Source organism: Croceibacterium aestuarii (assembly GCF_030657335.1).
In the GTDB taxonomy this organism is placed as follows: Bacteria; Pseudomonadota; Alphaproteobacteria; order Sphingomonadales; family Sphingomonadaceae; genus Croceibacterium_B; species Croceibacterium_B aestuarii.
Genome location: NZ_CP131039.1, coordinates 1,690,449 through 1,707,875 on the forward strand (window position 1 = coordinate 1,690,449; position 17,427 = coordinate 1,707,875).

Consider the following 17,427-nt stretch of genomic DNA (forward strand, 5'->3'; position numbering starts at 1 on the left):
GTTCCTTTCGTCAGCTCAGACGCATCAACTGCGCGCCGCCCTCGTCGCATTCGCGGGCGGTGCTGATGAGTTTGCTGCGCATTGCGAACAGGCGCTGGGCGTCGATCATGTCGACCAGCACTTCTGTGGGTTTGACATTCGATTGCTCGAGCGAACCGGACAAGACCGTCGCTTCGGCGTCGGTCGGCAGAATGCCGCCGCCCTCGACGCGAAAAAGGCCGTCGAGCCCCTTGGCCAGCGGGCTGCCGCGCCAGCCGGCCAGTTTGATCCGGCCAACTTCCTGCGGCGGCTGGTCCGGCACTGCCGGATCGGCGACCGTCACTGCGCCATCGGGCGCAATGGAGGCCTTGCCGCCGAGCGGAACGGTGATCGGGCCCGCGTCGCCGAGAACCGGGCGGCCCTCGCCATTGACCAGGAGGCCTGTGGGCGAAACCGACAAGTCGCCGCGGCGCGTGTAGGCCTCGGACCCGTCTTCCGCCTGCACCGCGATCAGGGCTTCACCCTGAACGGCGATATCGAGCGGATTGCCCGTCTCGATCAGTTCGCCCCCGTCCATGACGGCGCCGCGAACCTCGGCATCCTGCATGGCCCGTACCTCGAGAGTCTCCCCTTTGACGGTGACCGGGCGCTGGTCGAGCAGCTCGGCGCGAAAGCCGACCGTCTGGGCGTTCGCCATATTGCTGGCGATCACCCTCTGGCGGTCCATCGAGGCCTGCATGCCCGACAGGGCGGTATAGATCAGCCGGTCCATCGGTTATCAGGTCCGCAGATTGATCACGGTTTGCGAGATCTGCGACGCGGTATCGATGGCCTTGGCATTGGCTTGGAAGTTCCGCTGCGCGGTGATCAAGCCAACCAATTCCTCGGCGATGTCCACGTTCGAACGCTCGAGTGCGCCGGAAAGAAGCGACCCGAACTGGCCTTGCCCGGGCGCACCGTACTTGGCGGCGCCGGAGATGCCGGTCGACTCCCAGTTCGAAGAGCCGACCTGCTTGAGCCCGGTCGGTGCGATGAACGAGGCGAGGGCGACCTTGCCCACGGCTTCGACGCTGCCATCGGCGTAAGAAGCACTCACCTTGCCGTCGGCGGCGACGGTGATCCCGGCGAATTCGGCCCCGGCGGCGTTGGTCGGTGCGATCTGAGCGTCCACCGGCGTGGTCGAGGTGACGTTCCCGGCGGTATCGGTCGGGAACACCTGCAGGCGGTTGTTGGAGCCGTCGTCGATGAACCCGGCGCCGTCGATGCCGAACGCGCCGTTTCGTGTGTAGAGGGTATGTCCGCTTTCGGCGGAGCGCATGGCGAAGAACCCGTCACCGGTGATCGCGACGTCGAGCGCCGAGCCGGTTTGTTCGATCGGGCCGAGCGCGAAGTTCTGCGTAATTCCTTCGAGAGTGGCACCAAGTCCCTTGATCATGCGCGGATCGGTATTGGCGCCACCGGCGACGACGTCGGCAAAACTGGACTTGCCGCGCTTGAAACCGGTGGTTTCGACGTTGGCAATGTTGTGCGCGATGACGCCGAGGTCGGTCTGGGCGTTCTTGAGGCCGTTCAGGGAAGTGTAGAAGGACATGGAAATCGTCTCCTGGTCGTCATTTGGTGGTGGCGGCGCTCGCGTTGGCCGCGGCGAGCACGTCGAGTTTGTCGGAAATCTTCTGCAGCGTGGAGTTCACGTCCGAGATCCCGGCCAGCGAGGAAAACTGGGCCATCTGCGCCAGCATCTCCTTGTTATCGACCGGATCGAACGGGTCCTGCTGCTGCACCTGGACGGTCAGCAGTCGCAGGAAATCGGCCTGGCCGAGCGACGAGTAGTCGCGACCGCTGGCGCCGCTTGCGCCGCTGGCCGCGCCGGTGGCGGCTGAAGTGGGGGTTACGGTCATTTCATCCTCATCGTTTCGAGCATCAGTTGCTTGGCGGTGGACAGGGCCTCGACCATGTTCTGGTACTGGCGTGAGGCTTCGAGCATCTCGACCATCTCGGCGTTCTCATCGACCGGGGAGGCCCAAACATCGCCGTTTTCATCGGCCAGGGGGTGTCCGGGGTCGTGCCTGCGCAGCGGCGCCACGTCGGCACGATAGACACCGTCCACCTGCACCGAGCTGAGGCCGCTGGCGGCGTCGAGCTGTTCGGCGAAGACGGGGCGCAACGGCCGATATGCCTCGTCTTCGCTTCCGGCCACGCTGCCGGCGTTGGCGAGGTTCGAGGCCGCCGCGTTCATCCGCACGAGCTGCGCGGACATGGCCCGCTGGCCGAGTTCGAAGAGGGTCATCGGTCCGGACATGATTATTCGCCCCTGATCGCGCGGGTCACGGTCTCGATGCGTCCGCGAAGAAAGCCCAGCGTGGCGGTATAGGCGACGGCGTTCTCGGCGAACGCGGCCTGTTCGGTGGACATCTCCACCGTGTTGCCGTCGAGGCTCGGCATCACCGGCACGCGGAAACGGGTAGCGGTGCCGGTGGCCTGAGCCTCGTCGGCACCGCCCAGCCGCGCATCGAGCGCGGCTGCGAAATCGATATCGCGCGCCTTGTATCCAGGCGTCGCGGCGTTGGCGATGTTCGAGCCGAGCACACCCATGCGTTGCGCCCTGATTTCCAGCGCCGCACCGTGAATCCCGAAAAGACCTTCGCTCATGAGAATCTCCAAACTTAGTCGGTCACACTCTAGCAAAGAGCGTGCCAAACGGAGCCGGAGGGCCTCAGGAGCCTTGCGCGAGAGCGGTGCCCGGCAAGAGCTTGCCGGATGCGGCAAAGTTCGTCCGGAGACTAAATTGCCTCTACTGCCGAGCCGTTCTTCCCGGGCGAGGAGAAGCTTGGGAATATGACCCATCTGTTCGATCCGCTTTCTGCGGCAATTGTGCTCGGTGGAACCATCGTGGCGGTCTTTCTACGGTGCGGTTGGCGCGACACGAGGTGTGCCGCGGTGGCTGTTTCGCACCTGATGCTGCGCGCGTTCGACAGCGAGGGGGTGCGGGCGGAACTTGCCGTACAAATCCAGGAAATCGCCGACGACGGCCTGCTCCGCGCCGAGCCGCATCATTTCGGCGACGGCGAGTTCGATGAACTGAGCGACGTCCTTGTGCGCCATCGTTCGATCCAGGCGCTCTACGAAGAGCACGAGCGGTATCGCCACCGGCGCGCCGTGCTTGCCGGGACCGCCGGACGGGTGCTGGCGGAAGCGGCCGATCTTGCGCCCGTTCTCGGCCTAGCCGGCACCTTGCTCTCGCTGGGCGGCCTGTCGACCGCGGCCGAAGGCGACTACGCGCGGTCCATCGGCACCGCGGTCACGACCACCCTCTATGGTCTCGTCGTCGCCAACTTCCTGTTCGCGCCGCTGTCCACCGCGGTCGACCGCCGCGCCCGGGCGGAGGAGCGCGACCGGCAGGCGTTGCTCGACTGGCTCGCCAAGGCCATCGAAAGCGCCTGTTCGCGCAGCCCCGTTGCGACCCCGACTCCGCCGAGGGCGGCGGCATGATCGCCGGTGTGCGGGGAAGCTGGCAGACGATCATTGCCGATCTCTCCCTCATTCTTTTCATGGTCACCGCTGCGGCGATGAATCCCAAGGCGTCGGGAGCGCTCGACAATCCCCTTCCCGCGCGCGGCGAACCGACGGCCATCTATAGGGTGGGCGAGGGGGCGCCGCCGCTGGGCGCGTGGTTGGCCGCCGAGCCCGCCGACGATCGCCAACAGCTAACGGTGGTCGCGCGCTATCCGGCCGAAGGCATGCGTGAGGCGGCCGACACGGCCCTGACGCTGTCTTCTGAGGCCGAGCAACTGGGGCTGCGGCCGCGCATCGTTTTGGAACCGGCGCCCGAGGCCGAAGTCTTTGCCGTATTGGCGTTCGATGACGCCGGCGATTGGCACACCGATTGCATGGCGAGCGGCAACAAGGGCGCGCGTCGCGCCTCCGGAAAGGACGACCCATGCGAGTGATCCCTCATCTTGCTTTCGGCGCCGCGCTGGCTGCCGCCGCCCCCGTTGCTGCGGCAGGATTTTCCGACCCCGCCGACATCGATCGCGCCGTCGCCGAATTCACTGGCGCTGCTATCGGCGTCGAAGGCGGCGCCCGGTTGCCGGTCGATCGCCGGCTCAAGCTCGCCGAGTGCAGTACGCGGCTGGCGGTCGAATGGTACGGGCGGTCGCAGGACACCGTAGTCGTCCGCTGTCCCGTCGCGGGCGGTTGGCGTCTCTTCGTGCCGATCGAATCCGCCTCAGCCGCAGCCCCGGCACAGGACGTCGTCGCGCGCGGCGAGGCCGTCTCCATCGCCGTTCACGGCCGGGGCTTCACGCTCTCGCGTCAAGGCGAGGCTCTGGAGAGCGGGGCGATCGGCGAGTGGATCCGTGTACGTCCCGTGGGGACCAAGCGGGATCCGATCAGGGCGCGCGTCCTGCAGCCCGGCAAAGTCGGCATGGATTTGCCGTAAGCGGCAAAATCTTGCGCGGACCTCTTAAATCGTCCGCGCCACTGCCGTTCTTCGATCCGACAAGTCAACGGAGCAAACCGATGGACCGGATCGACCCGCCAGTGCTGAATGGCAGCTTGTCCCGCCTCAAGACGAGGGGGGCCGCGCCAGTTTCACGCGTAGAGACGACGCGCGCTTCCGCCGAAGGCGGTGCCAAGCCGGGCGTCGTCACGACTGCGGTAACAGCGTCTTCCGCTGGTGCCGAACCACCCGTCGATACCGGCCGCGTGGCCGAGATCCGCAAGGCTGTGGAGCAGGGCCGCTACCCGGTGGTCCCGACCAAGATCGCCGATGCGATGATCGCCGCCGGCTTTCTCCTGAGGACTCGCGGATGACATCCGAAAAGCCACTTGGCGAAACGCTCCGGCAAATGCTTGCCCTCCTGGAGGGCGAGCGGCAAGCACTTGCAGCGCTCGACCTCGAGCGCATCCTGACCTGCGCCGACGGAAAGATGCAGCTGTGCGAGCAGATCGAGCGTAAGGCGCAGGGGCATCTCGACGAAGATGCGCGCGGCCTGCTCGATGCGGTGACCCGGCTCAACGAGATCAACCGCAAGATGCGCAACCTGATCGCCGCAAACGTCGAGGCTCGCCTCGGCTCGCTCACCGGCCGGATCAGCCTTTACGGCGGCGACCGCCCGGCGGTCGTGCGGGAGATGCCGCTCTAGCCCCGGCCAGTTTGGCACGCTTATTGCTGAGACCCGGCTAAACCATTGCAGCCGGGGGACCCAGTGTCCGGAATATCGCCAGTCCAGAGAAGCGAAGCGCACGCCGCCATTGCGCGGGCGTCTGCCGCGACCGGTGTCAATTTCGACTACCTGCTCGCCCAGGCGAAACTCGAATCCGGTCTCGATGCTGGAGCCCGGGCTGGCAGCTCAAGCGCAGCCGGTCTCTATCAGTTCGTTTCCGGGACCTGGCTGGAAACCCTCGACCGTCACGGCAGCGAGCACGGTCTCGATTGGGCCGGCGCCGCGATTACCAAGAGCGGCGGACGCACCACGATTGACGATCCGGCTGCCCGTGCGCAGATCATGGCTCTGCGCTTCGATCCCAACGTCTCCGCCCTGATGGCGGCCGAACTGGCCCGCGACAACTCGGCCGAACTGAGCGGCTTTCTCGGCCGCGAGCCGGAACCGGCCGAACTCTACCTGGCGCACTTCCTCGGCGCGGGCGGCGCGCGCACCTTTCTCGGTGCGCTGCAGGATAGCCCGCAGGCCTCCGCCGCCAGCCTGTTCCCCAAGCCGGCCGCGGCCAACCGCGCCATCTTTTTCGATTCCGGCCGGCCGCGCACGGTTGGCGAGGTCATGGATCTGATGCGGACGAAAGTCGGCGCAGCCATGGAGTCCGGGTCCGACTATCCGCAGCCGGCAGGCGGTTTCGCCGCTTCGACGATACCGCCGCCAGGCTCTTTCGCGCATGCCGCCGCCTCGTTTGCCGGCGAGCGATCCGCAGGCGGCGCCAAGCGCGTATCGATGGCTGAAACGCTGCAGGCGACCTTCGGCGGCTCCGATCGCCTCGGCGGCCGCGCCGGTGAGCGCATCGGCGAAGCTTACGGCAAGTTCAAGGCATTCGGCCTGTGAGTTGGCGTTCGTTTCTCTCGCCCGCGGTGGCGCTGCCCGGCGGCATTCTGACGATCATCGTGCTGATGGTCGTGCCGATCCCGGCGATGATGCTGGACTTGTTCTTCGTCCTCAACATCGCCTTTTCGGTCGCCATTTTGATGGCGGCGATGAACGCCGAGAAGCCGCTGGATTTCTCGTCCTTCCCCTCTGTCCTGCTCTTCGCCACCCTGTTGCGGCTGGCGTTGAACGTCGCCTCGACGCGGGTCGTTCTGCTCAACGGGCACGAGGGCGATGCCGCCGCGGGCAAGGTGATCGAGGCGTTCGGCGCATTCCTCATCGGCGGCAACTTCGCAGTCGGCCTGTTCGTGTTCATGATCCTGATGATCATCAATCTGGTGGTGGTGACCAAGGGTGCGGGCCGGGTGTCGGAAGTCTCCGCCCGTTTCACGCTCGATGCGTTGCCGGGCAAGCAGATGGCGATCGACGCCGACCTTGCCGCCGGCCTGATGACCGCCGACGAGGCCAAGGCGCGGCGCCGCGAAATCGCCACCGAGGCCGACTTCTACGGTTCGATGGACGGCGCCAGCAAGTTCGTGAAGGGCGATGCCGTTGCCGCTCTGCTGATCCTCATGGTCAACATAATCGCCGGACTCGTGCTGGGGATGGTAACGCATGGTCTCTCCGCGGCGGAGGCCGGCCAGCGCTACGTGACCCTCGCGGTCGGCGATGCCCTGGTGGCTTCGATCCCGGCGTTGCTGCTGTCGATTGCCGCGGCGGTCATCGTCACCCGCGTTTCCGATACCCGCAACTTGACCGGCCAGATCGGCGGCCAGCTCGCCGATCCGCGCATCTGGCTGCCGGTCGCGTGCATCCTCGCCGCGATGGGAATGATCCCGGCCATGCCGCAATCGGTGTTCCTGCCGCTCTCCGGCGGATGCTTCGCGCTCTGGCGGACGCTGGGGCGGCGCAAGGCCGCGGCGGCGCTGCACGTTGAGCCCGAACCGCGACCCGACCCCGCCAAGATCAGCATCGAGGACGTTTCGGAACAATCGCTGGTTACGATCGAGCTTGGCTTCGGGCTGATCCACCTCGCGGACGAGCGGCGCGGCGCGCCGCTGATCGCCCGCCTCACCGGACTGCGGCGGCAGCTGTGCCAGTCCTTCGGTTTCGTCATCCCCCAGTTCCGCATCAAGGACAGCTTCGATCTGCCGCCCGATCGCTATCGCATCACCCTGGGCGGGGCGCCGCTCGGCTCGGGACAGCTGCGCCCCGGCCTCATGCTTGCGATCGACACGGGCGAGGCAGGAACCGGCGCCGCTCCGCTCGAAGGCGAGCAGACCCGCGATCCGAGCTTCGGCTGTCCGGCGGTGTGGATCGAGGCGCGCTCGCGCGACCTCGCGGTCGCCGAAGGGTACCTGGTGGTCGACGCCGAGAGTGTTATTGCCACCCACGTCAACCAGCTCCTCTCCGCCAGGCCGCAGGAACTGCTCGGTCCCGACGAAGTGCGCGAGCTGCTCGACACCGTCCGCGAGCGGCATTCGCAGTTGATCGAGACGATAACGCCGCAGCCCCTGTCGCTGGCTGCCATAACGCGGCTGCTGCGCTCGCTGCTGGCGGACGGCATTTCGCTCGCGCACCCATTGCCGGTGCTCGCCAGTCTCTCGCAGGCCGCCCAGCAGACGACCGATCACGATCGGCTGATCGACATGCTTCGCGCCGACCTCGGCCCGATGCTGGTCGGCAGCATTTGCGCACCCGACGAGCGTTTGCCCGTCATCACGCTTGCTGCCGAGCTGGAGGAAATGGTCGTCGGCGGGCTCCACGACCCGACGAGCGGTCAGATCGTTATCGAGCCCGATCTCGCGCGGTCGATCGGCGAACGCATCGTCACCATTCTTTCGCAGCGTCCTCCGCACGAAGGCGCGCCGGCGCTGATCGTCCAGCCACGCGCCCGGCGCCCGCTGGCGGCGCTGCTCAAGCTCCGCGCCCCCGGGTGTGCGGTGCTGTCCATCAACGAATTGCCCGCCGCGCAGCCGATCGAGGTGATCGCGGTCATAGGAGGCGAAAACAATGCGCCGCCGCAAATTGCCAGCGGCGCGCCCGAAAGCATGCACGACAGGGAGCCTTTGGCCGCATGATACAGGACCATTCCCACTTTTCCGCCGCCAACGCTTATCGCGGCGACCTGGCCGAACGGGTCAGGAGCTTCCTGCCGATGGTGCGCAAGCTGGCCTGGCACTTGTCCGGGAGCGGCGGGCCCACCGTCGACGTCGAGGACCTCATCCAGGCGGGGCTCGTCGCCCTGACCGAATGCGCGCAGAAGCACGAGGGACCGAGCGAAGACGGCTTTGCCGCTTATGCGAAGCTGCGCGTGCGGGGCGCCATGGTCGACCTCCTTCGCAGCAGCTCCCCCGATCGGCGCGGTGCGCGCGCCAAGCGCAAGCGCCTCGAAGAGGAGCAGGCGCGGCTCGCCGCCGAGCTCGGCCGCGACCCGTCCTCGGCGGAGCTGGCCGAGGCGGTCGGGATGGAACTCGACGAGCTGCACCGCCTCCGCCGCGACGTCGTCGAAGCGCGGGTAAGCTCGATCGAGGATTGCTATTCGGACGCCGACGCCGCGTTCGCATCCGACGAACCGGATGCCGAGGCGGTCCTCCTGCAGCACGAGGATCGTGAGCTTCTGGCGCAGGCCATCGGCACGCTTTCCGAGCGGCACCAGCTGGTCATCCAGCTCTACTTCGTCGAGGAACTCAACTTGTCCGAGATCGCCGCCGTGCTCGGCGTGAGCGTGCCGAGAGTGCATCAGCTCAAAGCCTCGGCGCTCGACAAAATCCAGCAGGCCTTCGTGGCGGTGGAGGATCGAGCCAGCGTCTGAACGGCAGGACCGCGAGGTTGCGAGAGAGGCGGCGCAAGCGATCCGGGCAAATGCCTGAAAGCGCCTTGTGAGGAAGTTGCCCTGCACTTATGGCCGAGTGGCAGTCACTCGGCGTGTCCCTTATGCGCATGCTCGGTGCCTGCGATTTCCGGGCCGGGAGCGCGCCTTCCGCCGGGAGACACGCTGCGATTAGACTGAAGGTATCGCCACGATGGCCAATGCGCGAAAGGTTTGCCGGTGACTCGCAACGACTGGACCCGCGAGGAAATCGCCGCGCTGTTCGACCTGCCGTTCACCGAGCTGGTCTTCAGGGCGGCAAGCGTGCACCGCGAACATCACCGCGCGGACGAGGTGCAGCTCTGCACGCTGCTGTCGATCAAGACCGGCGGGTGCCCGGAAGACTGCGGTTACTGCTCGCAGAGTGCGCACGCCGATAGCGGGGTCGAGGCGACCAAGTTGATGGACGTGCGCGCGGTGCTGCAGAGCGCAGCGCAGGCGAAGGACGCGGGCAGCCAGCGCTTCTGCATGGGCGCGGCCTGGCGCAATCCCAAGGACCGCGACATGCCGAAGATCGTCGAGATCGTGAAAGGCGTGCGCGAAATGGGGCTCGAGACCTGCATGACGCTGGGCATGCTGACCCCGGCGCAGGCCGACCAGCTCGCCGAAGCGGGTCTCGACTACTACAACCACAACGTGGATACCGGGCCCGAGTACTATGAGCGCGTCATCTCGACGCGCTCGTACGAGGACCGGCTGACCACGCTCGAAAACGTCCGCGAGGCGGGGATCAACGTCTGTTCGGGCGGAATCGTCGGCATGGGCGAAACCCGCGAGGACCGCGTCGGCTTCATCCACACGCTGGCGACGCTCGAACGGCACCCGGAAAGCGTTCCGGTCAACGCGCTGGTGCCGGTCAAGGGCACGCCGCTCGGCGACATGCTGGCCGATACCCCGCTCGCCAAGATCGACGATATCGAGTTCGTCCGCACAGTCGCCGTCGCCCGTATCACCATGCCGCGCTCGATGGTTCGCCTATCGGCCGGGCGCGAGAGCATGTCCGACGCCGCGCAGGCCTTGTGCTTCATGGCCGGGGCGAACTCGATCTTCACCGGCGACAAGCTGCTGACAGCGCCCAATGCCGGCGACGACGAGGACGCCGCGCTGTTCGAGCGGCTCGGGCTGAGGCCGCTCGCCGGCGAGGAGCCGATGCGGCAGGGCGCGTGCGCGAAGGACCGCGTCCCGGCGGAATAGGCTCGCGATGCTCGACCGAATTGCCGCTGCCCTGGCCGAACGAAAGCGCACGGGGCTCCTGCGCACGCTGCGGCCGCTTTCGCCAGGCAGGCCGGGGCATGTGGTACGCGGCGGGCGCGACCTCGTCGACCTGTCGAGCAACGACTATCTCGGGCTTGCCCGTCACCCGCTGCTGATCGAGCGCTCGGTCCAATGGACCGAGGCGCTGGGCACCGGATCGCGCGCGTCTCGGCTGGTTACCGGCACGCTCGAACAGCATGCCGAAATCGAGACCAAGCTGGCGGCGTTCAAGGGCACCGAGGCGGCGCTGCTGCTTGCCTCGGGCTGGCAGGCCAACGCCTCGATCTTCAAGGCGCTGGTCAAGCTGGCGCCCGATGCGGCGATCTTCGCCGACGAGCTGGTCCATGCCAGCATTCACCTCGGCATCGCCGCGGCGGGCAAGCGGCAGGTGCGTTTTGCGCACAACGATCTCGACCAGCTCGACCGCCTTCTCGCCGAACAGGGTCCGCTGGCCGAAGAGCGCATCGTCGTCACCGAGAGCGTGTTCAGCATGGACGGCGACCGCTGCGACCTCGTTCGCCTGAGCGACATCGCGCGGCGCCACCGTGCCTACCTGATCGTCGACGAGGCGCACGCCACCGGCGTGCTCGGGCCGCGCGGGGCGGGGCTGTCCGCGCAGAGCGGGGTGAGGGTGGACCTCGTCATCGGCACCTTCAGCAAGGCGATGGGATCGTTCGGAGCCTACGTTGCCGGTCCGCAACTGCTGTGCGACTACCTCGTCAACGCGTGCAGCGGCTTCGTCTATTCCACCGCGCTTCCGCCCCCGGTCCTCGGCGCGATCGATGCCGCGCTCGACCTCGTGCCGGCGATGGACGCCGAGCGCGCGCATCTCGCCGCGCTCGCCGAGCGGCTGCGCGCGGGGCTGCGGCGCCGCGGCTTCGATACCGCCGCGTCGGACACGCAGATCGTGCCCCTGCTGGTGGGCGGCGAGGACGAGACGCTGGCGCTGGCGCGGAGGCTCGAGGAGCAGGGCGTGCTCGGCGTCGCGATCCGCCCGCCGACCGTGCCGCGGGGGACGTCGCGCATTCGTTTCGCGCTGTCGAGCGTCCACGGCGAAGACGAGGTCGACGGTCTGCTCGCGGCGCTGGGGGAAACGGTTTGAGCTACATCGTCAGCGGCACCGATACCGATGTCGGCAAGACGGTCTTCGCCGCCGGACTCGCGGCGGCGCTGGGCGCCGACTACTGGAAGCCCGCGCAGGCGGGGCTCGATGGTGCGACGGACAGCAGCGAAGTGGCGCGGCTGGCGCCGGGCGTCACCGCGCTGCCCGAGGCCTATCGCCTCGCCACGCCGTGCTCGCCGCACGAGGCCGCGCGGATCGACGGGGTCGAGATCGACTTGGCCAGATTGGCACTGCCCACGACCGAAAGACCGCTGGTGATCGAGGGGGCAGGGGGCGTGCTCGTGCCCTACCGGATGGACCTGCTCGCGGCCGACATCTTCGCGCACTGGGGCCTCCCGGTAGTGCTGGTTGCCCGCACCGCGCTCGGCACGATCAACCACACCTTGCTCTCGATCGAGGCGCTCCGCGCGCGCGCCGTGCCGGTGGCGGGCGTGGCCTTCGTCGGCGAGGCCGAGCCGGTGGCCGAGCAGGCCATCGCGGAAATCGGCGAAGTCGCCCACCTCGGCCGCCTGCCGCGGCTCGACCCGCTGACCGCGGAGACGCTGGCCGCGGCCTTCGCCGCCGGGATCCGCACGGACCTGCTGACATGAGCCGCCGCTCGCCGGTCTGGCATCCCTTTACCCAGCACGGCCTGAACGAGCCGATCCCGCTGGTCGAACGGGCCGAGGGCGCGGCGCTCTACACCGCCGACGGGCGCCGGGTGATCGACGCCATTTCGAGCTGGTGGGTCACCACCCACGGCCACAACCACCCGCGCATCGTCGCGGCGATCCGCGAACAGGCGGAAAGGCTCGACCAGGTTATCTTCGCCGGCTGGACCCACGAACCCGCCGAAGCGCTCGCGCGCGGACTGCTGGAGATCATGCCCGGCGGGCTCGACCACGTGTTCTTTTCGGATTCCGGGTCGACCAGCGTCGAGGTCGCGCTGAAGATGGCGCTCGGCTTCTGGGGCAATCGCGGCGAAGGGCGGCACCGCATCCTCGTCATGCAGCACAGCTACCACGGCGACACCGTCGGCGGCATGTCGGTCGGCGAGCGCGGGGTCTACAATCGCGCCTACAGCCCGCTGCTGTTCGATGTGGAAACCATCCCCTTTCCGCACCCCGGCAGCGAGCAGGAGACGTATGACGCGCTGGACGCGGCCTGCGCAGGCGGCGACGCGGCGGCCTTCATTGTCGAGCCGTTGCTGCTCGGCGCGGGCGGCATGCTGATGTACCCGCCCGCGGTGCTGGCCGAAATGCGCGCGATCTGCGCCCGCCACGGCGTGCTGTTCATCGCCGACGAAGTGATGACCGGCTGGGGGCGCACGGGTACGCTGACCGCGTGCGAGCAGGCCGGCGTGGTGCCCGACATCATGTGCCTCGCCAAGGGTCTGACCGGCGGCAGCATGCCGCTCGCGGTGACCCTGGCCAGCGCACCGATCTACGAGGCGCACCTGTCGCAGGACCGGGCGCGGATGTTCTTCCATTCCTCGAGTTTCACCGCCAACCCGATCGCCTGCGCGGCGGCGGGCGCCAATCTGGCAATCTGGCGCGAGGAGCCGGTGCTGGCGCGCGTCGCCCGGCTGGCCGAGCGCGAGGCCGAGGGGTTTGCCCGCATCGCCGAGCGCCACCCGGTGAAGAACCTGCGCCAGTGCGGGACCGTCATCGCGTTCGATCTCGAGGTCGCGGACGCCGGCTACCTCTCGCAGCTCGGCCCGCGGCTGCTCGCAAGCTTCCGCGAACAGGACGTGCTGCTCCGCCCGCTCGGCAACACGATCTACCTCATGCCGCCCTACTGCATTTCCGACGCGGACCTCGACACGGTCTTCGCCGCCATCGACCACGCGCTTACAAGCGTCATAGGGAGCGGCTGACCCCGCCCACCTTGGGTGTGGACCGCCGCACCGGAAATGCGATAGGCGCGGGAGCGTTCACGATACAGGGACCACGCAAATGGCCGCCATCGCCGAGATCATGCAGCTCGCCCCGGTCATCCCGGTGATCGTCATCGACGAGGTCGAGCATGCCGTGCCGCTGGCCGAAGCGCTGGTGGCGGGCGGCCTGCGCGTGCTCGAGGTGACCTTGCGCACCCCGGCCGCGCTCGAAGCGATCAAGCTGATGCGGCAGGTGGAGGGCGCGGTGGTCGGGGCCGGTACCGTGCTCAATCCGGGACAGCTCGACTACGCCCTCGCGGCCGGCAGCGAGTTCATCGTCTCGCCCGGCCTGACCGAACCGCTGGGCAAGGCGGCGATCGCGAGCGGAGCGGCGTTCCTGCCGGGCACGGCCAATGCCGGCGACATCATGCGCGGGCTCGACATGGGGCTGACCCATTTCAAGTTCTTCCCCGCCGCAGCGGCGGGCGGCCTCCCGGCGCTGAAGGCGCTCGCCGCGGTGTTCGGCGATGTGCGCTTCTGCCCGACGGGCGGGATCACGGAGGAGACGGCCCCCAATTGGCTCGCGCTCGCCCAGGTGTTGTGCGTCGGCGGCAGCTGGATCGCCCCGCGCGGCCCGGTCGACAAGGCCGCGGTGGAGTCGGCGGCCAGGCGGGCTGCCGCGCTGCGCTAGGCAGGCCCCGGGAAGCATCCGCCGGCAGGGTTACTCAAGCTTACACCTGTAACTCTGCCGCGGAATCAAAATGTGGCTCGATTTCAGCGTGTTGCGATCCGAACGTGCCACGGTTTGCCGGGTTACACCTGCGCGCCGATGAAAAAAATCAGCGTCACCTTCACCCGATGGGCGCTTGGGCGTCGAGACGGCCGCGTGGGAAGGGAGGTATAGTATAACCGCGAGAACATAGGACGAACGATTGGCTGTAGGAAAGCCGTTTTCGCTCAGTCGGCGTCGGGCTGCCTGTCAGGATGCGCCGCGGCGACCGGCGGTTCGGCCAGCGCGTTCTCGACCGCGCGAACGAGCTTCGGCCAGGGCGAGCAGTCGAGCTTGACCCGCTGGGCGGAGTAGAACTGCGGGACGAGATGACAGTCGGCCGCAGTCAGCGTGTCGCCGCAGGCGAAGCGCCCGCCGTGCCGGCCGATCAACACCTCCAGCGCCGCGAAGCCCTCGGATATCCAGTGCCGCGACCAGCGGTCGATTTCTTCCTGCTCATGCTGAAGATCGTTCCGCAAGTACTTGAGAACGCGCAGGTTGCCGAGCGGATGGACGTCGCATGCAACGACCATCGCCATCGCCCGGATCGCCGCGCGCCGAGCCGCATCGCCGAGGAGCAGCGGCGGGTCGGGATAGCGTTCGTCGAGCCACTCGATGATTGCCGAAGATTGCGTCAGAACGCCGTCGGGCGTCTCGAGCGCGGGGACCAGCCCCTGCGGATTGCGCGCCAGGTGCTCGGGGGATTTCTGCTCGCCCTGGCGCAGCTCGACCGGGGCCTGGCGGTAGGCGAGGCCCTTGATCTCCAGTGCGATGCGCGTGCGATAGCTGGTGCCGGAGCGCCAGTAGCCATGCAGGACGAGTTCGCTCATCCCACGATCTTGCCGCGGCATTCGCCGAAGCCGATGGTCCGCCGGCCTTCGCGCACCGCGTGGGCGCGCATGACGATCTCGTCGCCGTCTTCGAGAAAGGTCCGGGTCTCGCCGCCGGGCAGCTCGAGCGGCCGCTTGCCGCCTTCGGACAGTTCGAGCAGGCTGCCGAAGCTGTCGCGCGTCTCGCTCGACAGCGTGCCGGTGCCGAGCAGGTCGCCCGGCCGCAGGTTGCAGCCGTTCACCGTGTGGTGCGCGATCAGCTGCGCGGCGGTCCAGTACATGGCGTCCATCGGACCCTTCGAGAGGCGATGCGGCTCCAGCCCGGCTTCGCGCATCTTCGCGGTGGCGAGCAGCACCTCCATCTCGATGGCATAGGCGCCGTGCGCCTGGTCGTCAGCATCGGCGAGGTAGGGCAGGGGGACCGGATCGCCTGCGGGCCGCGCCGGCTGGGCGATGCGGAACGGCGCCAGCGCGGCGCTGGTCACCACCCAGGGCGAAATCGTCGAGTTGAAATTCTTGGCCAGGAACGGGCCGAGCGGCTGGTACTCCCACGCCTGCAGATCGCGCGCCGACCAATCGTTGAGGATCGAGAGGCCGGCGATGTGATCGGCGGCCTCGGCAATCGGGATCGGCCGGCCCATCGCGTTGGAGCCGCCGGCCCAGACCGCCATCTCCATCTCGTAATCGAGCTTCTTCGAAGGACCGAACAGCGGTTCGTCGCCGTCGGGGTTCTTCTGCTGGCCGCTGGGCCGGACCACCTCGCACCCGCTCGGGACGATCGAACTGGCGCGGCCGTGGTAGCCGATCGGCACCCACTTGTAGTTGGGCAGCAGCGGGTTGTCGGGGCGGAACTGCTTGCCGACGTTCTCGGCGTGATGGATGCCGGTGTAGAAGTCGGTGTAGTCGCCGATGGCGAAGGGCAGGTGGAGCGTGCAGGCGCTCGCCGGATAGAGCGCGGGGGTGACGTCATCCTGGCGCGCGCTATCGGTCAGGAGCTCGAAAAGCCCCTTGCGAAGCGCATCGGCCAGCGCGTTGCCGTCTGCGAAGAGCGCGTTCAGCGTCTCGCCCGAGGCAAGGCTTGCGGCCTGTGCGGCATCGCCCGACAGCAGCGGTTCGACGGCGCCGAGATCGCAGACGAAATCGCCGATGGCCACGCCGCCGCGCTTGGTTCGCTCGGCGGTCGAGAAGATCCCGAGCGGGAGGTTCTGGACCGGGAATTCCCGGTGCGCGTCGGCCCCGTCCACCCAGCTCGAGGCGGAGGGCGCGTGAGTCTCGTCGAGATCGATCATTCGGGAAGTTTCGCCTTTTCGAATCCGTGCCAGCACTCATCGTAATCCGCCTGCAGCCCGGGAAGTTCCATCGCCGCGGAAGTCGGGCGGATGACCCAGCGGCTTTCGAACATGAAAGCCAAGGTGTCGTCGAGCTTCTTCGGCGCGAGGTCGGCGGCCATCGCCTTGCGCGTCGCCTCCGCATCCGGGCCGTGACCGTTCATCTGATTGTGCAGGCTCGCGCCGCCCGGTTCGAAGCCGCCGCCTTCCTTGGCGTCGTAGACGCCGCGCACCAGGCCCATGAACTCGCTCATCGTGTTGCGGTGGAACCACGGCGGGCGGAAGGTGTCCTCGGCGACCATCCAGCGCGGCGGGAAGATCACGAAATCGCAGTTGGCGGTTCCGGGGATCTCGCTGGGCGATGTCAGGACGGTGAAAATCGACGGGTCGGGATGGTCGAAACTGACCGTGCCCATGGTGTTGAATTTCGACAGGTCGTAGCGCAGCGGCGCCGAATTGCCGTGCCAGGCGACGACGTCGAACGGCGAGTGGTCGATGGTGGTTCGCCACAGGTGGCCCTGGAACTTCTGCACCACCTCGTGCTCGCCCTCGACATCCTCGAACCAGGCCACCGGCGCCTCGAAATCGCGCGGGTTGGCGAGGCCGTTGGCGCCGATCGGGCCGAGGTCGGGGAGCTGGAAGGGCGCGCCGTAGTTTTCGCAGACGTAGCCGCGGCTCGGCCCGTCGAGCGCCACCGAAAAGCGCAGCCCGCGCGGAATCAGCGCGATGTGGCCCGGGGGGACGTCCATCCGCCCGAGCTCGGTGGTCACGTGCAGCGTGCCCTGCTGGGGGACGATCAGCAGCTCGCCGTCGCTGTCCTGCACCACGCGGCGCTCCATCGAGCGGCCGGCGGCGTAGAGGTGCACGGCGATGCCCGATCCGGTCCCGACATCGCCGTTGCCGCCGTAGGTCACGAGGCCCTCGAGCCAGTCGGCCTCGGCGCCGAGGGACAGCGGGTCCCAGCGCAGACGGTTGGGGCTGACCGGGCCATGCGCGAACGGCGCGGCGGCGAGACGGGGGAAGCCGTGGAGCGGTTCGAACGGAGCGTGCTCGGCCATCGGCCGCATCCGGTAGAGCCAGGTGCGCCGGTTCGCGCTGCGCGGCGCGGTGAACGCGGTGGTCGAGAACTGTTCGGCATAGAGCCCGAAGGCCGGGCGCTGCGGGCTGTTGCGCCCCACGGGCAGCGCGCCTTCGACCGCCTCGCTGGCGAAGTGATTGCCGAATCCGGTGATATAGTTTTGCATGAAACTATCTCCTGGCGCGGCGAATATGCCCGCCCTCCCGACAAATCAACCGTTCAGGCGTCTATCGGCCCCGGATCA

21 protein-coding genes are annotated in these 17,427 nt (G+C 67.9%); 13 read left to right on the plus strand and 8 right to left on the minus strand.

Annotated elements, in window-relative coordinates; genetic code table 11:
• Positions 1-10 precede the first annotated feature (10 nt).
• Genes Q7I88_RS08235 through Q7I88_RS08255 form a run of 5 tightly spaced genes read right to left on the minus strand, consistent with a single transcriptional unit; the run spans position 11 to position 2,628 of the window.
• Positions 11-751 (minus strand): flagellar basal body rod protein FlgF, encoded by a 741-nt coding sequence (locus Q7I88_RS08235; protein ID WP_305095440.1) that lies wholly within the window; start codon positions 749-751, stop codon positions 11-13.
• Between the two features lie 6 nt (positions 752-757).
• Positions 758-1,570, minus strand: coding sequence for a flagellar hook-basal body protein (locus tag Q7I88_RS08240; RefSeq protein WP_305095441.1), 813 nt, complete (start codon positions 1,568-1,570; stop codon positions 758-760).
• Between the two features lie 19 nt (positions 1,571-1,589).
• Positions 1,590-1,877, minus strand: a complete 288-nt coding sequence (locus Q7I88_RS08245; protein WP_305095442.1) for a flagellar hook assembly protein FlgD — start codon at positions 1,875-1,877, stop codon at positions 1,590-1,592.
• Positions 1,874-2,278: a flagellar basal body rod protein FlgC gene (flgC, locus tag Q7I88_RS08250; protein WP_305095443.1), complete on the minus strand. Its 405-nt coding sequence runs from the start codon at positions 2,276-2,278 to the stop codon at positions 1,874-1,876. Before flgC ends, Q7I88_RS08245 begins: the two co-directional genes overlap by 4 nt.
• Positions 2,279-2,280: 2 nt before the next feature.
• Positions 2,281-2,628: a flagellar basal body rod protein FlgB gene (locus tag Q7I88_RS08255; protein WP_305095444.1), complete on the minus strand. Its 348-nt coding sequence runs from the start codon at positions 2,626-2,628 to the stop codon at positions 2,281-2,283.
• Between the two features lie 186 nt (positions 2,629-2,814).
• Between Q7I88_RS08255 and Q7I88_RS08260 the strand changes: the two genes are divergently transcribed.
• From Q7I88_RS08260 to eda, 13 genes are all read left to right on the plus strand, one after another.
• The gene (locus tag Q7I88_RS08260; RefSeq protein WP_305095445.1) at positions 2,815-3,468 is read left to right on the plus strand and encodes a MotA/TolQ/ExbB proton channel family protein; all 654 of its coding nucleotides are present in this window, start codon (positions 2,815-2,817) and stop codon (positions 3,466-3,468) included.
• Entirely contained in the window at positions 3,465-3,926 is a 462-nt protein-coding gene (locus tag Q7I88_RS08265; RefSeq protein WP_305095446.1) for a hypothetical protein, read from the plus strand. The genes Q7I88_RS08260 and Q7I88_RS08265 overlap by 4 nt, the downstream gene beginning before the upstream one ends.
• Complete coding sequence (locus tag Q7I88_RS08270) at positions 3,917-4,417, plus strand: flagella basal body P-ring formation protein FlgA (protein WP_305095447.1); 501 nt, start codon at positions 3,917-3,919, stop codon at positions 4,415-4,417. Before Q7I88_RS08265 ends, Q7I88_RS08270 begins: the two co-directional genes overlap by 10 nt.
• Before the next feature lie 80 nt (positions 4,418-4,497).
• Positions 4,498-4,791: a flagellar biosynthesis anti-sigma factor FlgM gene (gene flgM / locus Q7I88_RS08275; RefSeq protein ID WP_305095448.1), complete on the plus strand. Its 294-nt coding sequence runs from the start codon at positions 4,498-4,500 to the stop codon at positions 4,789-4,791.
• A complete protein-coding gene (locus tag Q7I88_RS08280) occupies positions 4,788-5,123 on the plus strand; it encodes a hypothetical protein (protein WP_305095449.1) in 336 nt (111 codons plus the stop codon). The genes flgM and Q7I88_RS08280 overlap by 4 nt, the downstream gene beginning before the upstream one ends.
• 63 nt (positions 5,124-5,186) lie before the next feature.
• The gene (locus tag Q7I88_RS08285) at positions 5,187-6,035 is read left to right on the plus strand and encodes a lytic transglycosylase domain-containing protein (protein WP_305095450.1); all 849 of its coding nucleotides are present in this window, start codon (positions 5,187-5,189) and stop codon (positions 6,033-6,035) included.
• Complete coding sequence (locus tag Q7I88_RS08290) at positions 6,032-8,155, plus strand: flagellar biosynthesis protein FlhA (RefSeq protein WP_305095451.1); 2,124 nt, start codon at positions 6,032-6,034, stop codon at positions 8,153-8,155. Before Q7I88_RS08285 ends, Q7I88_RS08290 begins: the two co-directional genes overlap by 4 nt.
• A complete protein-coding gene (locus Q7I88_RS08295) occupies positions 8,152-8,889 on the plus strand; it encodes a sigma-70 family RNA polymerase sigma factor (protein ID WP_305095452.1) in 738 nt (245 codons plus the stop codon). The genes Q7I88_RS08290 and Q7I88_RS08295 overlap by 4 nt, the downstream gene beginning before the upstream one ends.
• Positions 8,890-9,120: 231 nt before the next feature.
• Positions 9,121-10,140 (plus strand): biotin synthase BioB, encoded by a 1,020-nt coding sequence (gene bioB / locus Q7I88_RS08300; protein ID WP_305095453.1) that lies wholly within the window; start codon positions 9,121-9,123, stop codon positions 10,138-10,140.
• A 7-nt stretch (positions 10,141-10,147) separates the two neighbouring features.
• On the plus strand, positions 10,148-11,302 hold the full coding sequence (locus Q7I88_RS08305) for an aminotransferase class I/II-fold pyridoxal phosphate-dependent enzyme (protein WP_305095454.1): 1,155 nt from the start codon (positions 10,148-10,150) through the stop codon (positions 11,300-11,302).
• Entirely contained in the window at positions 11,299-11,913 is a 615-nt protein-coding gene (gene bioD / locus Q7I88_RS08310; protein WP_305095455.1) for a dethiobiotin synthase, read from the plus strand. Before Q7I88_RS08305 ends, bioD begins: the two co-directional genes overlap by 4 nt.
• On the plus strand, positions 11,910-13,178 hold the full coding sequence (locus Q7I88_RS08315) for an adenosylmethionine--8-amino-7-oxononanoate transaminase (RefSeq protein ID WP_305095456.1): 1,269 nt from the start codon (positions 11,910-11,912) through the stop codon (positions 13,176-13,178). Before bioD ends, Q7I88_RS08315 begins: the two co-directional genes overlap by 4 nt.
• A 79-nt stretch (positions 13,179-13,257) precedes the next feature.
• Positions 13,258-13,869 (plus strand): bifunctional 4-hydroxy-2-oxoglutarate aldolase/2-dehydro-3-deoxy-phosphogluconate aldolase, encoded by a 612-nt coding sequence (eda, locus tag Q7I88_RS08320; protein WP_305095457.1) that lies wholly within the window; start codon positions 13,258-13,260, stop codon positions 13,867-13,869.
• Positions 13,870-14,135: 266 nt separating this feature from the next.
• On the opposite strand, the gene maiA is transcribed toward eda, so the two are convergent.
• From maiA to hmgA, 3 genes are read right to left on the minus strand one after another with little or no spacing between them, the layout of a single operon-like run.
• Positions 14,136-14,777 (minus strand): maleylacetoacetate isomerase, encoded by a 642-nt coding sequence (maiA, locus tag Q7I88_RS08325; protein ID WP_305095458.1) that lies wholly within the window; start codon positions 14,775-14,777, stop codon positions 14,136-14,138.
• A complete protein-coding gene (gene fahA, locus Q7I88_RS08330; protein WP_305095459.1) occupies positions 14,774-16,066 on the minus strand; it encodes a fumarylacetoacetase in 1,293 nt (430 codons plus the stop codon). Before fahA ends, maiA begins: the two co-directional genes overlap by 4 nt.
• Positions 16,063-17,349, minus strand: coding sequence for a homogentisate 1,2-dioxygenase (hmgA, locus tag Q7I88_RS08335; protein WP_305095460.1), 1,287 nt, complete (start codon positions 17,347-17,349; stop codon positions 16,063-16,065). Before hmgA ends, fahA begins: the two co-directional genes overlap by 4 nt.
• Positions 17,350-17,427: the final 78 nt, after the last annotated feature.